Source organism: Cupriavidus sp. CP313 (genome assembly GCF_054072015.1).
The window spans coordinates 1-12,876 of the sequence record NZ_JBSVZB010000019.1 but is presented as its reverse complement, the minus strand read 5'-3'; the positions used below and the strand labels follow the sequence as shown (position 1 = coordinate 12,876).

At 68.4% G+C, this 12,876-nt stretch carries 13 protein-coding genes; 1 reads left to right on the top strand and 12 read right to left on the bottom strand.

The window, feature by feature from the left end:
• Positions 1-13: 13 nt before the first annotated feature.
• From ACW4E8_RS23875 to paaA, 7 genes are all read right to left on the bottom strand, one after another.
• Positions 14-631, bottom strand: a complete 618-nt coding sequence (locus ACW4E8_RS23875; protein ID WP_316151782.1) for a TetR/AcrR family transcriptional regulator — start codon at positions 629-631, stop codon at positions 14-16.
• Positions 632-639: 8 nt separating this feature from the next.
• Positions 640-1,443, bottom strand: a complete 804-nt coding sequence (locus ACW4E8_RS23870; RefSeq protein WP_456806777.1) for a DUF1835 domain-containing protein — start codon at positions 1,441-1,443, stop codon at positions 640-642.
• Between the two features lie 195 nt (positions 1,444-1,638).
• A complete protein-coding gene (gene paaE / locus ACW4E8_RS23865; protein WP_456806776.1) occupies positions 1,639-2,727 on the bottom strand; it encodes a 1,2-phenylacetyl-CoA epoxidase subunit PaaE in 1,089 nt (362 codons plus the stop codon).
• Positions 2,728-2,754: 27 nt separating this feature from the next.
• Positions 2,755-3,315, bottom strand: coding sequence for a 1,2-phenylacetyl-CoA epoxidase subunit PaaD (gene paaD, locus ACW4E8_RS23860; protein WP_456806775.1), 561 nt, complete (start codon positions 3,313-3,315; stop codon positions 2,755-2,757).
• 31 nt (positions 3,316-3,346) lie between these two features.
• Positions 3,347-4,198 (bottom strand): 1,2-phenylacetyl-CoA epoxidase subunit PaaC, encoded by an 852-nt coding sequence (paaC, locus tag ACW4E8_RS23855; RefSeq protein WP_456806774.1) that lies wholly within the window; start codon positions 4,196-4,198, stop codon positions 3,347-3,349.
• Positions 4,199-4,208: 10 nt separating this feature from the next.
• Entirely contained in the window at positions 4,209-4,496 is a 288-nt protein-coding gene (gene paaB, locus ACW4E8_RS23850; protein ID WP_012354162.1) for a 1,2-phenylacetyl-CoA epoxidase subunit PaaB, read from the bottom strand.
• 31 nt (positions 4,497-4,527) lie between these two features.
• The gene (gene paaA / locus ACW4E8_RS23845; RefSeq protein WP_456806773.1) at positions 4,528-5,547 is read right to left on the bottom strand and encodes a 1,2-phenylacetyl-CoA epoxidase subunit PaaA; all 1,020 of its coding nucleotides are present in this window, start codon (positions 5,545-5,547) and stop codon (positions 4,528-4,530) included.
• Between the two features lie 210 nt (positions 5,548-5,757).
• Between paaA and ACW4E8_RS23840 the strand changes: the two genes are divergently transcribed.
• Entirely contained in the window at positions 5,758-6,228 is a 471-nt protein-coding gene (locus ACW4E8_RS23840) for a universal stress protein (protein WP_456806772.1), read from the top strand.
• A 53-nt stretch (positions 6,229-6,281) separates the two neighbouring features.
• On the opposite strand, the gene ACW4E8_RS23835 is transcribed toward ACW4E8_RS23840, so the two are convergent.
• The 5 genes from ACW4E8_RS23835 to ACW4E8_RS23815 form a co-directional block, all read right to left on the bottom strand.
• Positions 6,282-6,560, bottom strand: coding sequence for a DUF1488 family protein (locus ACW4E8_RS23835; protein ID WP_013958269.1), 279 nt, complete (start codon positions 6,558-6,560; stop codon positions 6,282-6,284).
• A gap of 100 nt (positions 6,561-6,660) precedes the next feature.
• Positions 6,661-8,778 carry an FUSC family protein gene (locus tag ACW4E8_RS23830; protein ID WP_456806771.1) on the bottom strand — a complete coding sequence of 706 codons (2,118 nt, stop codon included), beginning with the start codon at positions 8,776-8,778 and terminating at the stop codon, positions 6,661-6,663.
• Positions 8,779-9,179: 401 nt separating this feature from the next.
• Complete coding sequence (locus ACW4E8_RS23825) at positions 9,180-10,424, bottom strand: nucleoside recognition domain-containing protein (RefSeq protein WP_456806770.1); 1,245 nt, start codon at positions 10,422-10,424, stop codon at positions 9,180-9,182.
• Positions 10,425-10,481: 57 nt separating this feature from the next.
• A complete protein-coding gene (locus ACW4E8_RS23820; RefSeq protein ID WP_456806769.1) occupies positions 10,482-10,868 on the bottom strand; it encodes a DUF488 domain-containing protein in 387 nt (128 codons plus the stop codon).
• 40 nt (positions 10,869-10,908) lie between these two features.
• Positions 10,909-12,582: an AMP-binding protein gene (locus ACW4E8_RS23815; protein WP_456806768.1), complete on the bottom strand. Its 1,674-nt coding sequence runs from the start codon at positions 12,580-12,582 to the stop codon at positions 10,909-10,911.
• Between the last annotated feature and the right edge of the window lie 294 nt (positions 12,583-12,876).

Here is a 12,876-nt window from a genome sequence, read left to right as displayed (position 1 = left end):
GGCCAGCGCCGGGTCAGCGCGCGGCCGCGGCCCGGCCGGGCAGGCCGCCTTCGAGCAGGTCGACCACCATCTCGGCAAACTCTGCATAGGACAGCCGGCCGCCCGGCTTGAGCCAGGTGAAGGTCCAGTTGATCATGCCGAAGATGGTCATGGTCAGCGCGGTCTGGTTCTCGCGCGTGACGCGCTCCGGGTAGGCCCGGCGCAGCAGGCGCGAGAAGGCCGCGACCACGTCGCGCTCGCGGCCCAGGATCAGGTCGCGCTGGGTCTCGGCCAGGAACTTGACGTCGTTGATCAGCGCGATATGGCGCGTCTGCGAGGTCTCGTACTCCGCCAGGAAGGCACGGATCAGGTTGCCGAAGGCTGCCTTGTCGGTGCGCGCGTGGCGCTCGGCGTCGGCCTCCACTTCAGTGACGAGCAGCATCAGCCGGCGCGTGTAGCGGTCCAGCAGGTCGAACAGGATCGCTTCCTTGCTCTCGTAATAGTGGTACAGCCGCGCCTTGGAGGTGCCGCAGGCGGCGGCCAGGTCGGCCATCGAGGTGCTGGGGTAGCTGCTGTTGGCAAAGGCGGCGGCGGCCAGGTCCAGGATCTGCTCGCGCTGCGCCTCGAAATCGGGTGCCTTGGTACGGGCCATATTCTCGTTTATTCGCCGCCGGTGCCACTGCTGCCGAAATGGCGGCGCAGTTCGCAGGTATCGAGCGAGTCAGCATTGCCGCGCAGCACCAGCTGGCCCATGGCGATCAGCTCGCGGCAGCGCCAGAACACGAACCAGTCGCTGGCCAGCAGACCCTCGATCGCGCCCATCACGCTGCCCACCATCTGCGCCGCGGGCGTCCAGTCGGACGGGGCGCGATCCATGATGATCTCGTCGATGGTGTGGTACGCCGCCGGCACCAGCGTGTTGCCCTTCCAGAGCCGCACGTCGGCGTTTTCCTTGACGTTCTGCTGCCACTCGTAGCCGAGGCGGCCCAGGCGCAGCACCGAGACCGGGGCGATGGTGGAAAAGCGCCGCGCCAGCCGCGCGGGCGTGTACATGCCGATCGCCGCCAGGTTGCCCTGCGCAGGCATTTCCAGCTCGCGCAGGTCCATGGCGATTTCATTGATCCGCTGCGGCGCCTGGTACAGGTGGAACACCACCCGGCGCAGCATCAGCTGGTCGGCTGCGCTCTGGCCGTGCCAGATGGCCACTTCCATGCTGTCCTGACGCAGTGCCTGGAGCTGGTCCAGTGCCTGGCGCATCTCGGCGCCGAAATCGATGTCGGTATGCGGGGCGACCCGCTGCCAGAAGCCGGAGCGGATCAGGCCGGTGCTGTCGATGTCGGCCAGCGGTCCCACCGCCAGGTCGTCGCGCAGCACCACGACAGGGTCCGGCCGCGCAGCCTGGGCCAGGGCCTGGCGCAGGGTCGTGCCTGCTACATCACCATTGACGACGTGGATATATTGCATGGCCGTGATTGTATATGGGTGGGACGGTTCGCTGGCACCGCCGCGGCGGCGATGCGACAGGCGCGATCGCGGCCCGCCCGGTCACTGTCCTGCAAGCATCGCGCCAGCAGGAAGCTGCCTGCCGCCATTGTAGTCACGGCCCGTGCTGGCCAATGTCGGCAATTGTCTGAATACGCACGCGCCGGCGTGCCCGGATCAGCGTTCGTCGTAGCTGACCACCACCCGCGGCGTCAGCGCCCGCGCCTGGCAGGTGAGCACGAAGCCCTTTTCCATCTCCCAGGGCTCGAGCGTGTAGTTCTTTTCCATCTCCACCTGGCCCTCCAGCACCTTGGCGCGGCAGGTGCAACAGACGCCGCTCTTGCAGGCAAAGGGCAGGTCCAGGCCGGAGGCCAGCGCGGTGTCGAGTACGTTGGCGTCTTCCAGTGGCAGACGCAGGCTGTGCTGCTTGCCGTCGAGCACCACCACCAGCTCGGCCGTGCCGGCATGGTCGGTGTGGGCGGGGGCAGGCTTTCGCTTTGCCTGCGCGAGCGGCACGCCGAAGCGCTCGGCATGGATGCGGTGCGGATCGAGGCCCGCATCGCGCAGCGCCGCCTCCGCTTCGTCGATCATCGAGGCCGGCCCGCAGACAAAGGCCGCGTCGATATCTTCGACGGGGATCAGCGTCTGCAGGAACGCGCTCACGCGGTCGTGGTCGAGCCGGCCGTGCAGCAGGTCGACCTCCTGCGGTTGGCGCGACAGCACGTGGTAGAGCGTGAAGCGCGCCAGGTACTGGTTCTTCAGGTCCTCCAGCGCCTCGGAGAAGATGATGCTGTCGACGTTGCGGTTGCCGTAGACCAGCGTGAACCGGCTGAGCGGCTCGGCCTGCAGCGTGGTGCGGACGAGCGACAGCACCGGCGTGATGCCGCTGCCGGCGGCAAAGGCAACGTAGTGGCGCGCCGCGCCGGCATCGAGCGGCACGTGGAAGCGCCCGTCGGGGGTCATCACGTCGATCACCTGGCCCGGGGCGATGGAGTCATGCAGGTGCGTGGAAAAGAGTCCGTCCTCGACCAGCTTGACCGCCACGCGCAGCTCGCCGTGCGCGTCGTAGTCCTGCACGGCCGAGCAGATCGAGTAGGAGCGGCGCAGGTCCTTGCCGTCGACCGGCGCCTTCAGCGTCAGGAACTGGCCCTGGGTGAAGCGGTAGGCGTCGCGCAGCGCCTCCGGCACCTCGAATGCGATCGAAATGGTGTCGGCGGTCTCGGGGCGCACCTGCGCCACGCGCAGCGGATGGAACTGTGGTGTCATGGCAGCCTGGCTTCGGCCCGGCGGGGCTCAGTAGGGTTTGAAATAGTCGAACGGCTCGCGGCAGTCCAGGCACCGGTACAGCGCCTTGCAGGCGGTCGAGGCAAAGCGCGAGATTTCCTGCGTATGCACGCTGCCGCAGCGCGGGCAGGCCACGACATCGGGCGCGCCCGCGCGGGCGGCGCGAGGCACAAAGCCCAGCGGCTGCGCCGCGGCCGGCGTGCGGCACTGGCCCGGCGGCGCAATGCCGAAGGCGCGCAGGCGCTCGCGCGCGGCCGGGGTGATCCAGTCGGTGGTCCAGGCCGGCGCCAGCACGGTGCGGATGCGCCACGGCGCCAGCCCGGCGCCGTCCAGCGCCCGGCCGATGTCCTCGGCGATCTGCGACATCGCCGGGCAGCCGGAATAGGTGGGCGTGATGACGATCTCAAGCGCGCCGTCGGCGCCGGTCAAGACATCGCGCAGGATGCCCAGGTCGCGGATCGACACCACCGGGATCTCCGGGTCCGGCACCGCCTCCAGCGCCGCCCATGCACGCGCGATTTGGCCATCGGTGGCGCGGTCGTTGCGCGGGGGGAGGGCGGCGATGTTCATGTTGGTCAACCCTTTTCGGCGAAGCGGGCGCTTACCATTGCGCGCCCGGATGGGCCCGCGCCAGCCCCTGCATCTCGCCCAGCAGGTAGCTCATGTGTTCGGAGTGCAGGCCGTGCTTGCCGGTCGAGACAAAGCTCGTGGCCTGGGGCAGGGTTAGCGTGGCGGCCTGCAGCGTCTCGGCGACGGTGGCATCCCAGGCTGGGCGCAGCGTGGCCGTGATGACGCCGATGCCCTGCGCGGCGGCCCCGGCTTCCACCGCGTCTTCGGCAAAGCACTCGTTCATATAGGGCAGCAGGTGCTCCAGTGCGCGCTGCATGCGCGCGTGCGATGCCTCGGTGCCGTCGCCCAGGCGCACTACCCAGCCAGCCGCGTGGTGCAGGTGGTAACGCGCTTCCTTGACCGACTTGGCGGCGATCGCGGCCAGTTGGTCATCGCCGCTGGCCAGCAATGCTTCCCACAGCTCGACCATCAGCGCGCTGTACAGGAAGTTGCGCATGATGGTGACGGCGTAGTCGCGCTCGGCGGCGGCGTTGCCGGCCAGCGGGCCGCGGTGCGGCAGCTCCAGCAGTGTCCAGTTGCGGAAGTCGCGCTCGGCGCGCCAGTAGGCGTAGTCGTCCTCATGGCGGGGCAGGCCGGTCAGCTCGCCTTCGAGCTCGCCGGCGCGGCCGTACAGCAGCCGCGCCTGGCCGATCAGGTCCAGGCTGATGTTGGCCAGTGCGATGTCTTCTTCCAGCACCGGGCCATGGCCACACCATTCGGCGTTGCGCTGGCCCAGGACCAGGGCGTTGTCGGCCAGGCGCAGCACGTAGCGCAAGGCCGCGGTGCGCGCCGGCGGCAGGTGGTCGAGCGAGGCGGGCACAGTCGGCTGTGGGGACGCGGTCATGGTGCGGGCCTTACATGTGGTTGACTTCGTCGGGCAGCTGGTAGAACGTCGGGTGCCGGTAGATCTTGTCGGCCATCGGGTCGAACAGCTCCGGCTTTTCCTCGGGCACGCTCGCGGTGATGGCCGCTGACGGCACCACCCAGATCGACACACCTTCCTGGCGCCGCGTATAGACGTCGCGCGCCATGTGCAGCGCCTGCTGCGCATCGGCGGCGTGCAGGCTGCCGCAATGCTTGTGTTCCAGGCCTTGCTTGCTGCGTACGAACACTTCCCACAGCGGCCATTCCTTGCGTTGCATCGTTTGTCTCCTCCGTCCTCGGGCGCGGTGTTCAGGCCGCGGCGCGGCTGGCGCGGGCTTCGCGTTCGGCCACCTTGGCGGCGTGCGCCAGCGCGGCCTCGCGCACCCAGGCGCCGTCCTCATGCGCTTTCACGCGGGTGGCCAGGCGCTCGCGGTTGCAGGGCCCGTCGCCGTTGATCACGCGCCAGAACTCATCCCAGTCCAGCGGGCTGTAGTCATAGTGGCCGCGCTCGGCATTCCATTGCAGGCCGGGGTCGGGCAGCGTCACGCCCAGCACGCGGGCCTGCTCGACCGTGGCATCGACAAACTTCTGGCGCAGGTCGTCGTTGGAGATGCGCTTGATGCCCCAGGCCATGGTCTGGGCGCTGTTGGTCGAGGCCGCGTCGGGCGGGCCGAACATCATCAGCACCGGGAACCACCAGCGGTTGACCGCGTCCTGCACCATCTCGCGCTGGGCCTCGGTGCCGCGCATCATCGCCAGCAGCGCGTCGAAGCCCTGGCGCTGGTGGAACGACTCTTCCTTGCAGATGCGGATCATGGCGCGCGCATACGGGCCATACGAGCAGCGGCACAGAGGGATCTGGTTCATGATCGCCGCGCCGTCGACCAGCCAGCCAATCACGCCCACGTCAGCCCAGGTCAGCGTCGGGTAGTTGAAGATCGACGAATACTTGGCCTTGCCGCTGTGCAGCGCGTCGACCAGGTCATCGCGTGAGGCGTCCAGCGTCTCGGCGGCGGAATACAGGTAGAGCCCATGGCCGCCTTCATCCTGCACCTTGGCCAGCAGGATGGCCTTGCGCTTGAGCGACGGGGCCCGGCTGATCCAGTTGCCCTCAGGCAGCATGCCGACGATCTCCGAGTGCGCATGCTGCGAGATCTGGCGCACCAGGGTCTTGCGATAGGCCTGCGGCATCCAGTCCTGCGGCTCGATCTTGCCGTCGGCGGCCATGCAGGCATCGAACGCGGCCTGGCGGGCGGCTTCGTCCTGGGGCGCGCTGGCCTGTGCCGCTTCGGCGTGCTGGCCGGGCAGGTCAAGACTCTGCGTGTACATATTGTCTCCTCTGGCGGGGATGCCGCTCGGATCGCGGGCAGCGACTGGCCCTATTATATATATGCCGACCGGTCGGTCAATTTAAGGGAAAGCCCGCTACTGTGGCCGTGCTTGATTCAGCTCGCCACGTGGCGGCTGCCGCACGTGTAGTATCGAAGACAGGCGGCGTTACCGCCGCGATCCCTTTCCCCGTTAACGGAGGCAATACCAATGACTAGCACGACATACAGCAAGATCGTGGTGGCGGTGGACGGCAGCAGCACGTCCGACCTGGCGCTGGGCGAAGCCATCCGCGTGGCGGCCCCGGGCGGCGCCACCGTGCTGGCGCTCTATGTCGTGGACACCGGCACGCCCATGTTCGATGCCGGGTACTACGACCCGAGCCAGCTGCAGAAGGCGTTCGAGGAAAGCGGCCAGCGCGCGCTGCAGGCCGCCTCGCAGCGGCTGGCCGCGGCCGGCGTGGCGCATGAAACCCGGCTGGTGTCCGAAGCGCCGGTGCCCGGTGACCTGGGGGCGTCAATCAACGAGGCCGCGCGCCAGTGGGGCGCCGACCTGCTGGTGATCGGCACGCACGGACGCCGCGGCGTGCGCCGGCTGGTACTGGGCAGCGTGGCCGAGGCTGTGATGCGCCAGTCCACCATGCCGGTGCTGCTGGTGCGCGGCGAGGCGAAGGCCGACTGAATGGCCGAATGAAATCACGCCCCCGATCGGGGGCGTCAGGACACTGACGGGATTCAGCCGGCAAAGCGGAAATGGCCGCTGCGCAGCACGATCTCGCGCGCCTCGGTCAGCTCGAACAGGCTTTCGGCCAGGCGCTCGATGCGCTGGCGGTTGCTGGTGAAGGCTGCGACCAGGTCTTCCTCGCGCGGCGAACGCGCGCCGAAATGGGCTTCGAGGGCCTCGGCGGTGACGGAATACAAGGTGGGGCTGCCGTTGACCGTGGCGGGGCAGGACAGCGTGAGGCTGGCTGCGCAGTAGGTCGGGAGGCTGCGAGGGAACGTGATGTCGGACATGGCGTGCCTCGTGCTGGCGGCGGGCGTATTAAATCAATATAGGCCATCGCCGCGTTCCGTAAAGCCCGGCCGGTCCGGCAACCTTCTTTTTTGGTACCGCTCAGCCGCTGTGCGCCCGCCGGCGCCCCGGCAGCTTGCGCGCGGCCGCGCCCAGCGTGCGCAGGTCCGCCACCGCGGCATGGGCGGCGGCGATATGCGCGGCGGCGTAGTCGACCTGTTCCGCCAGGAAGGCGTCGAAAGCGGCGGCGGGTGGCAGCGCCGGGCGTTCGGTGCTGCCGGCAGGGCCCGCCAGGCCCGGCCGCATCGCCAGCTCGGCCAGTTGCGCGTCCAGTTGCGTCAGGAGCGCGCGCACTTCAGCCCCGGCGGGCAGCGTGAAAACGCCCGACTCCACCCCGGCTCGCACCACGCCAGCCAGCGCGGCCATGCGGCGCGCGCTCGCATGCACGCGCTGGTAGGCCCCGGCATAGTCCGGCGCTAGCGCGCCGGCGGTCTGTGCCAGCGTGTGTTCCGCGCGGGTGGAAGCCCGGCCGGCGGCAACGCGCAAGGCTTCCAGCCGCGGCACGGCGCGCGGCGTCGCGGCCTCGGCCACGCGGCTGGCGGCAAAGGCGGCACGCAGGTAGACCGCGTTGACCGCCACCGCGTCGACGGCATGGCGGAACACACGCGACATTTCCACGCGCGGTGCCAGCACATAGTAAGTCGCCAGCGCGATCAGGCAGCCCAGGGCGGTGTCGATGCCGCGCAGCGCGGCAAAGTGGCTGCTGTCGACGGCCGGCGCGCCCACCCATGAGAACAGGATCACGGCCGGCGTCAGGCAGAACGCGAACGCCCCGGGCTGCCCGGCAAGGCGGCTGGCATAAGCCCCGGCCAGGAATGCCGCGCTGATGCCCAGCGCCACCACTGGCGCCGGATGGAGCAGGCCAATCACACAGGCGCACAGTGCGCCCGCCAGCGAGCCCGCAAAGCGTTTCACGGAAACCTGCCGGGTGGTCTGCAGCTGGGGGCTGAGCACCATGATCACGGTTACCGCCACCCAGTAGCCGTGGTCCAGCCGCCACCACTGCGCCGGCACCAGGCTGAGGCTGCCGGCCAGCGCCAGCCGTAGGGCGTGGCGCGTGGCCAGGGCATCGCCTGCGGCGTGGTCGGCCAGCCCGCGCAGCATCTGGGCCAGCCCGTGCCCGATGCCGCGCCGCGGCCAGCGGAAGCTTGCGCGCCATCGGTCGAAATCCGGATGGCGCGCCAGGGCGGATAGTGCCGACTGATAGGGGGGCGGGGCGCTGGCATTGGCCACGGGCGCGGTCAGGCGCCGCAGTTCGTGGCGCAGCGCCGCGCTCAATGCCGGCAGGTCGGGCGCGTGCCGCGCCAGTGCCTGGCCGACTTGCTCGCGGGCGTCGGCGACGCAGCGCGCGATATGACGCAACGGCGGCTGCATCGGCAAGCCATGGGCGGCGCCGGCGCGCTCGCGCAGCTCGCCCGCGACGATCAGCAGCCCAAACAGGGCGTCTGCGACACCCACGGCATAGGCATAGTGCAGGAGCGTGTAAGCGTCGCGCAGGCTGCGTCGGGCCTCGATGGCCTGGCGCGCGGCCTCGATGCGGTTGCGGATGTCCTGCTTGCAGGTGGCGAGGTCATTGCCGTGGCGGGTGTCGGCGAGTGCCGTGGCGAGCCGGACCAGCGCGTCGTAGGCGGCCAGGATCTCGGTGCGTGGCCGGTCGTCGCGGGCCGACGGGATCAGTGCCAGGCAAGCCAGGCACGCGAACACGCCGCCGCGCAGGAAGTCGAGCCCGCTTTGCAGGGCCTGCACGGCCAAGTCAGGCCCGGCCGCAGGCTGCAGGCACGCGGCCACCAGCACGACATAGAGCAGCTTGGCCGCGAGCGCACTGGCCGGGCCGCGCGTCTCTGCCAGGCCTGCGGCAAGCCCTCCCGCCATCACCACCAGCACGGCCAGCCAGGGCGCCGGCGCCACGGCCGCGCCCAGCGCGCTGGCCACCGCCCCGCCAATGCCGACCGCTCCCAGGCTGGAAAGCCGTGCCGACGCCGTGCCTTGCCGGTCCGCCAGGCAGGTCCAGATCGAGGCCGTGGCCGACCACAGGTAGCCTGCATCGCCGGTCAGCCAGCCAATACCGGCAAGGGCCAGGAACGACAGCGCATAGATGATCCCGCGCCGGAGCAGCACGGGGTCAGGCCAGTAGCGGGCAAGGAGGGCGGAGGCGAACATGCGGGGCCGGGATCCACGCGGGCCTGCCAGGTTGGGCACCCGTCGTGTGGCCACTCTACGATACCGTTTGCTGCGGCGCAACAAAACTGGCTTGTTGGCCACAGCAGCGGCTCGCCGCACCACGGTGGAGCGAGAAAGCCGCGTGGCGAGGATCCAAGCACGATTGCTGCGCCAGCAGGGGCAAACGTGCACAGGGGTTGTGACCGTTCCGGCGCGAAGGCGAAAAAAAACCCACGCAGGTTGTGCGTGGGTTGGAATCCACCGAGGTGGTGGAGGAGACAGACTCCACTATACATGGTTTGTTGCGACGCACCAAGTGGCCATGTGTCAATGTCTGACAATGCGCACAATGGTGTTGTATCGATGCGACAAAATCCGGTTTCCGACCATCCGGCCGTGTTCTAACGGAACAGATATGCGGCACCTACGGCACACACAATCCCGGCAGCATCGGCCACCAGCGCACAACCCAGCGCATGGCGCGTATTGCGCACATTGATGCTGCCGAAGTAGACCGCCAGCACATAGAAAGTGGTCTCGGTCGAGCCCTGGATGATCGCCGCCAGCCGTCCCTGGAACGAGTCCACCCCATAGGTCGTCATCACATCCACCATCAGCCCGCGCGCGCCGGCGCCGGACAGGATCTTCATCAGCCCGACCGGCAGCGCCGGCACGAAGTCCGTATTGACGCCCAGCTGGGCAAAGCCCAGCGTCAGCCAGCCCATCAGCACGTCCATGCAGCCGGTGGCCCGGAACAGGCCGATAGCTACGAGGATCGCCACCAGGTAGGGAATGATCTGCACGGCGACGCCAAAGCCTTCCTTGGCGCCATCGATAAAGGCGTCATAGACATTGACCCGCCGCAGCGCGCCGCAGACCAGGAACAGCGTGATCAGCGACAGGATGAAGCCGGCGCCGGCCAGTGCCGTCACGCTGCCGACCTGCTCCGGCGGCGCGTGCCGCAGCCAGGCGAACATCCCGCCCAGCAGCGCCGCGACCAGCCCGAACGCCACCAGCACGGCCGGGCGCAGCAGGTTCAGCCGCTGCACCCACGCCACCGCCAGCAGGCCGGCCAGGCATGAGCCGCCGGTGGCCAGCAGCGTCGGCAGGAAGATATCGGCCGCATTGAAACCCACCAGCCCCTGCTTGACCGCAATGGCCTGCCGGATCGCGATCACCGAGGTCGGGATCAGCGTCAGCCCGGCCGTATTCAGCACGATGAACATGATCTGCGCATCGGTGGCCACGTCCGGGCGCCGGTTCAGCGTCTGCAGCTCGCGCATGGCATTCAGGCCGAGCGGCGTGGCGGCATTGTCCAGCCCGAGCAGGTTGGCCGACACGTTCATCATCATCGCCCCCTGTGCAGGATGGCCCTGCGGCACGCCGGGGAAGAAATGGCGCAGCAGCGGGTTCACCAGCCGGGCGAAGGCATCGACCACGCCGGCGCGCTCGCCGATGCGCATGATGCCAAGCCACAGGCTCATCACCCCGGCCAGGCCGAGCGCGATCTCGAAGGCCGTGCGCGCGCTGTCGAACAGGCTCGCCAGCATCGCCGGGAAGACGGTGAGATCGCCGCTGGCCAGGCGGACGCAGGCGGCGACAAAGGAAATCAGGAAGAAACCGAGCCAGACAACGTTCAGGGCCATCGGAATGCGGGAAGCGGGGAAATCAAAGCCGGGGAGATTCCCGGCACGGCGTGCAGCTTAGCCGACCACGGCCCCGCGTTCGGCCAGCAGCTCGCGCAGGATCGAGCGGTGGCAGTGCGCCTCGTTCTCGCAGTAGCAGCCCACTGAGAAATTGGTCTGGTGCGACAGCGCCGCCAGCAGGTCGAGCGTGCGGCTGGGGTCCGGCGCGGCCATTTCCTTGCGGAAGTGCCGCACGAACGCCCACCATTGCTTGTCATCGGTGGCCTGCAGCGCCTGGGCCACCAGCTCGGGCGATGGCGATAGCACGGGATACCAGACATCGTAGAAATCGCGGCTGGCAAACTCGGATTTGGGCACGCCCCGCGGCGGCCGGCGCACGGTGCCGATGCGCAGGCCTTCATCGGCCGCGCGCGGCGCGCCCAGCCTTACGATTCGGATGGTCATGGAGGATCCCGCTTATGTCTGCCGACGCGAGTGCGTCCGGCTAAAGTCCCAGATCATGAATCATGGTGTCGCGCATGACAAACTTCTGCACCTTGCCCGTCACAGTCATCGGCATTTCCGAGACAAAGCGGATATAGCGCGGAATCTTGTAGTGGGCGATCTGGTCGCGGCAGAACGTCCGGATCTCGTCCTCGGTGGCGGTCTGTCCGGGTTTGAGCACGATCCAGGCGCAGACCTCCTCGCCGTATTTCTGGTCAGGCACGCCAAAGACCTGTACCGCCTGCACCTTGGGATGGCGGAACAGGAATTCCTCGATCTCGCGCGGGTAGATGTTCTCGCCGCCGCGGATCAGCATGTCCTTGACCCGGCCGACGATGTTGCAGTAGCCCGCGTCGTCAATGGTGGCGAGGTCGCCGGTGTGCATCCAGCCGTCGCGGATGGCCTCGCGGGTGCGCTCGTCGTCTTCCCAGTAGCCTTGCATCACGGAATAGCCGCGGGTGCAGAGCTCGCCGGTGGCGCCGGTCGGCACGACCTCGCCGAGGGCGTCGACGACCTTGCATTCCAGGTGCGGCTGCACCCGCCCGACGGTGGCGACGCGCTTGTCCAGCGGATCGTCGGTGGCGCTCTGGAACGAGACCGGGCTGGTTTCGGTCATGCCATAGGCAATGGTGACCTCGGACATATGCATGTCAGCCACCACGCGCTTCATGATCTCGATCGGGCAGGGGGCGCCGGCCATGATGCCGGTGCGCAGGGTCGAGAAGTCGAAGCGGCTGAACTCCGGATGGTCCAGCTGGGCGATAAACATGGTCGGTACGCCATGCAGGGCGGTGCAGCGTTCCTCGCTGACCGCCTGCATGGTCGCGAGCGGATCGAAGGCCTCGCCCGGGAACACCATGCAGGCGCCGACCGAGACGCAGGCCAGCACCGACAGCACCATGCCGAAGCAGTGATAGAGCGGCACCGGGATGCACAGTACGTCACTGTCGCCAAGGCGCATCGCCATGGCGACAAAGCGGCCGTTGTTGACCACGTTGTGATGCGTCAGGGTGGCGCCCTTGGGGTTGCCGGTGGTGCCGCTGGTGAACTGGATATTGATGGCGTCATGCGCGGAGAGCGTGGCGGTCACCGCATCGAGGCGCGCAGTATCGGGTTCGGCCAGGAGTGCATCGTAATTAAGCATGCCGGGCGTCGCCTCGGATCCCATGCGGACCACCCACTGCAGCCGCGGCAGCCGGGCGGCGCGCAGCGCACCCGGCTCGGCCTCGGCCAGTTCCGGCGCCAGCGCCTGCAGGGTGGCCAGGTAGTCGCTGCTCTTGAAACGCGCGGCCGTGATCAGCATGCGCACGCCAGCCTTGTTCAGCGCATATTCCAGCTCCGCCTGGCGGTAGGCAGGGTTGATATTGACCAGGATGGCGCCGGTGCGCGCGGTGGCGAACTGGGTCACCAGCCATTCGGGGCGGTTCGGCGCCCAGATGCCGACGCGGTCGCCCGGCTGGATGCCGCGCTGGAGCAGGCCGCAGGCCAGGCGATCGACCTGGTCGCTGAACTCCGTCCAGCTCCAGCGCACGCCATGCTCGCGGAATACCACTGCCGGGCCGCCCGGGCTTGCGGCGACTGTGCGCGCCAGCAGTGCCGGAATCGTCTGATCAGACAGGGGGATGTCGGTGCTGCCGGCGACCAGGGAGAGGCCGGGCGTCACGGGTCGGGTCATCTTGTCTCCTTCAACTGCTCTGCTTGGCATTCGACGCCTATATATAGAGGAAGGCGTTTCGGGTTGGGCCAACGCCCACGGTCTCAGCTTAAGCCGAGGCGTCGCTGGATGTTGTCACCACCGCGACATTTGCGCCTCCTACGCAACTTTTAAGGGTACTTCGAATTATTTCGCGAAATCGCTTGCCAGTCGGTCCGGCGTCCCTTAATATTCGCCCCCTCGCAACACAACGCAGCGCTGCAAAGCAGACGCAGCAAGGGTTGCGGGGTCGACCGGGAGGTTGGCGCAGCGAAG

What these genes read in the sequence shown, in the direction of transcription:
- paaE (WP_456806776.1), bottom strand. Translation starts at nt 2,727, where the DNA reads ATGACACCACAGTTCCATCCGCTGCGCGTGGCGCAGGTGCGCCCCGAG.
- ACW4E8_RS23815 (WP_456806768.1), bottom strand. Translation starts at nt 12,582, where the DNA reads ATGACCCGACCCGTGACGCCCGGCCTCTCCCTGGTCGCCGGCAGCACC.
- ACW4E8_RS23820 (WP_456806769.1), bottom strand. Translation starts at nt 10,868, where the DNA reads ATGACCATCCGAATCGTAAGGCTGGGCGCGCCGCGCGCGGCCGATGAA.
- ACW4E8_RS23840 (WP_456806772.1), top strand. Translation starts at nt 5,758, where the DNA reads ATGACTAGCACGACATACAGCAAGATCGTGGTGGCGGTGGACGGCAGC.
- paaC (WP_456806774.1), bottom strand. Translation starts at nt 4,198, where the DNA reads ATGACCGCGTCCCCACAGCCGACTGTGCCCGCCTCGCTCGACCACCTG.
- ACW4E8_RS23830 (WP_456806771.1), bottom strand. Translation starts at nt 8,778, where the DNA reads ATGTTCGCCTCCGCCCTCCTTGCCCGCTACTGGCCTGACCCCGTGCTG.
- ACW4E8_RS23835 (WP_013958269.1), bottom strand. Translation starts at nt 6,560, where the DNA reads ATGTCCGACATCACGTTCCCTCGCAGCCTCCCGACCTACTGCGCAGCC.
- ACW4E8_RS23870 (WP_456806777.1), bottom strand. Translation starts at nt 1,443, where the DNA reads ATGCAATATATCCACGTCGTCAATGGTGATGTAGCAGGCACGACCCTG.
- paaD (WP_456806775.1), bottom strand. Translation starts at nt 3,315, where the DNA reads ATGAACATCGCCGCCCTCCCCCCGCGCAACGACCGCGCCACCGATGGC.
- paaA (WP_456806773.1), bottom strand. Translation starts at nt 5,547, where the DNA reads ATGTACACGCAGAGTCTTGACCTGCCCGGCCAGCACGCCGAAGCGGCA.
- ACW4E8_RS23875 (WP_316151782.1), bottom strand. Translation starts at nt 631, where the DNA reads ATGGCCCGTACCAAGGCACCCGATTTCGAGGCGCAGCGCGAGCAGATC.
- paaB (WP_012354162.1), bottom strand. Translation starts at nt 4,496, where the DNA reads ATGCAACGCAAGGAATGGCCGCTGTGGGAAGTGTTCGTACGCAGCAAG.
- ACW4E8_RS23825 (WP_456806770.1), bottom strand. Translation starts at nt 10,424, where the DNA reads ATGGCCCTGAACGTTGTCTGGCTCGGTTTCTTCCTGATTTCCTTTGTC.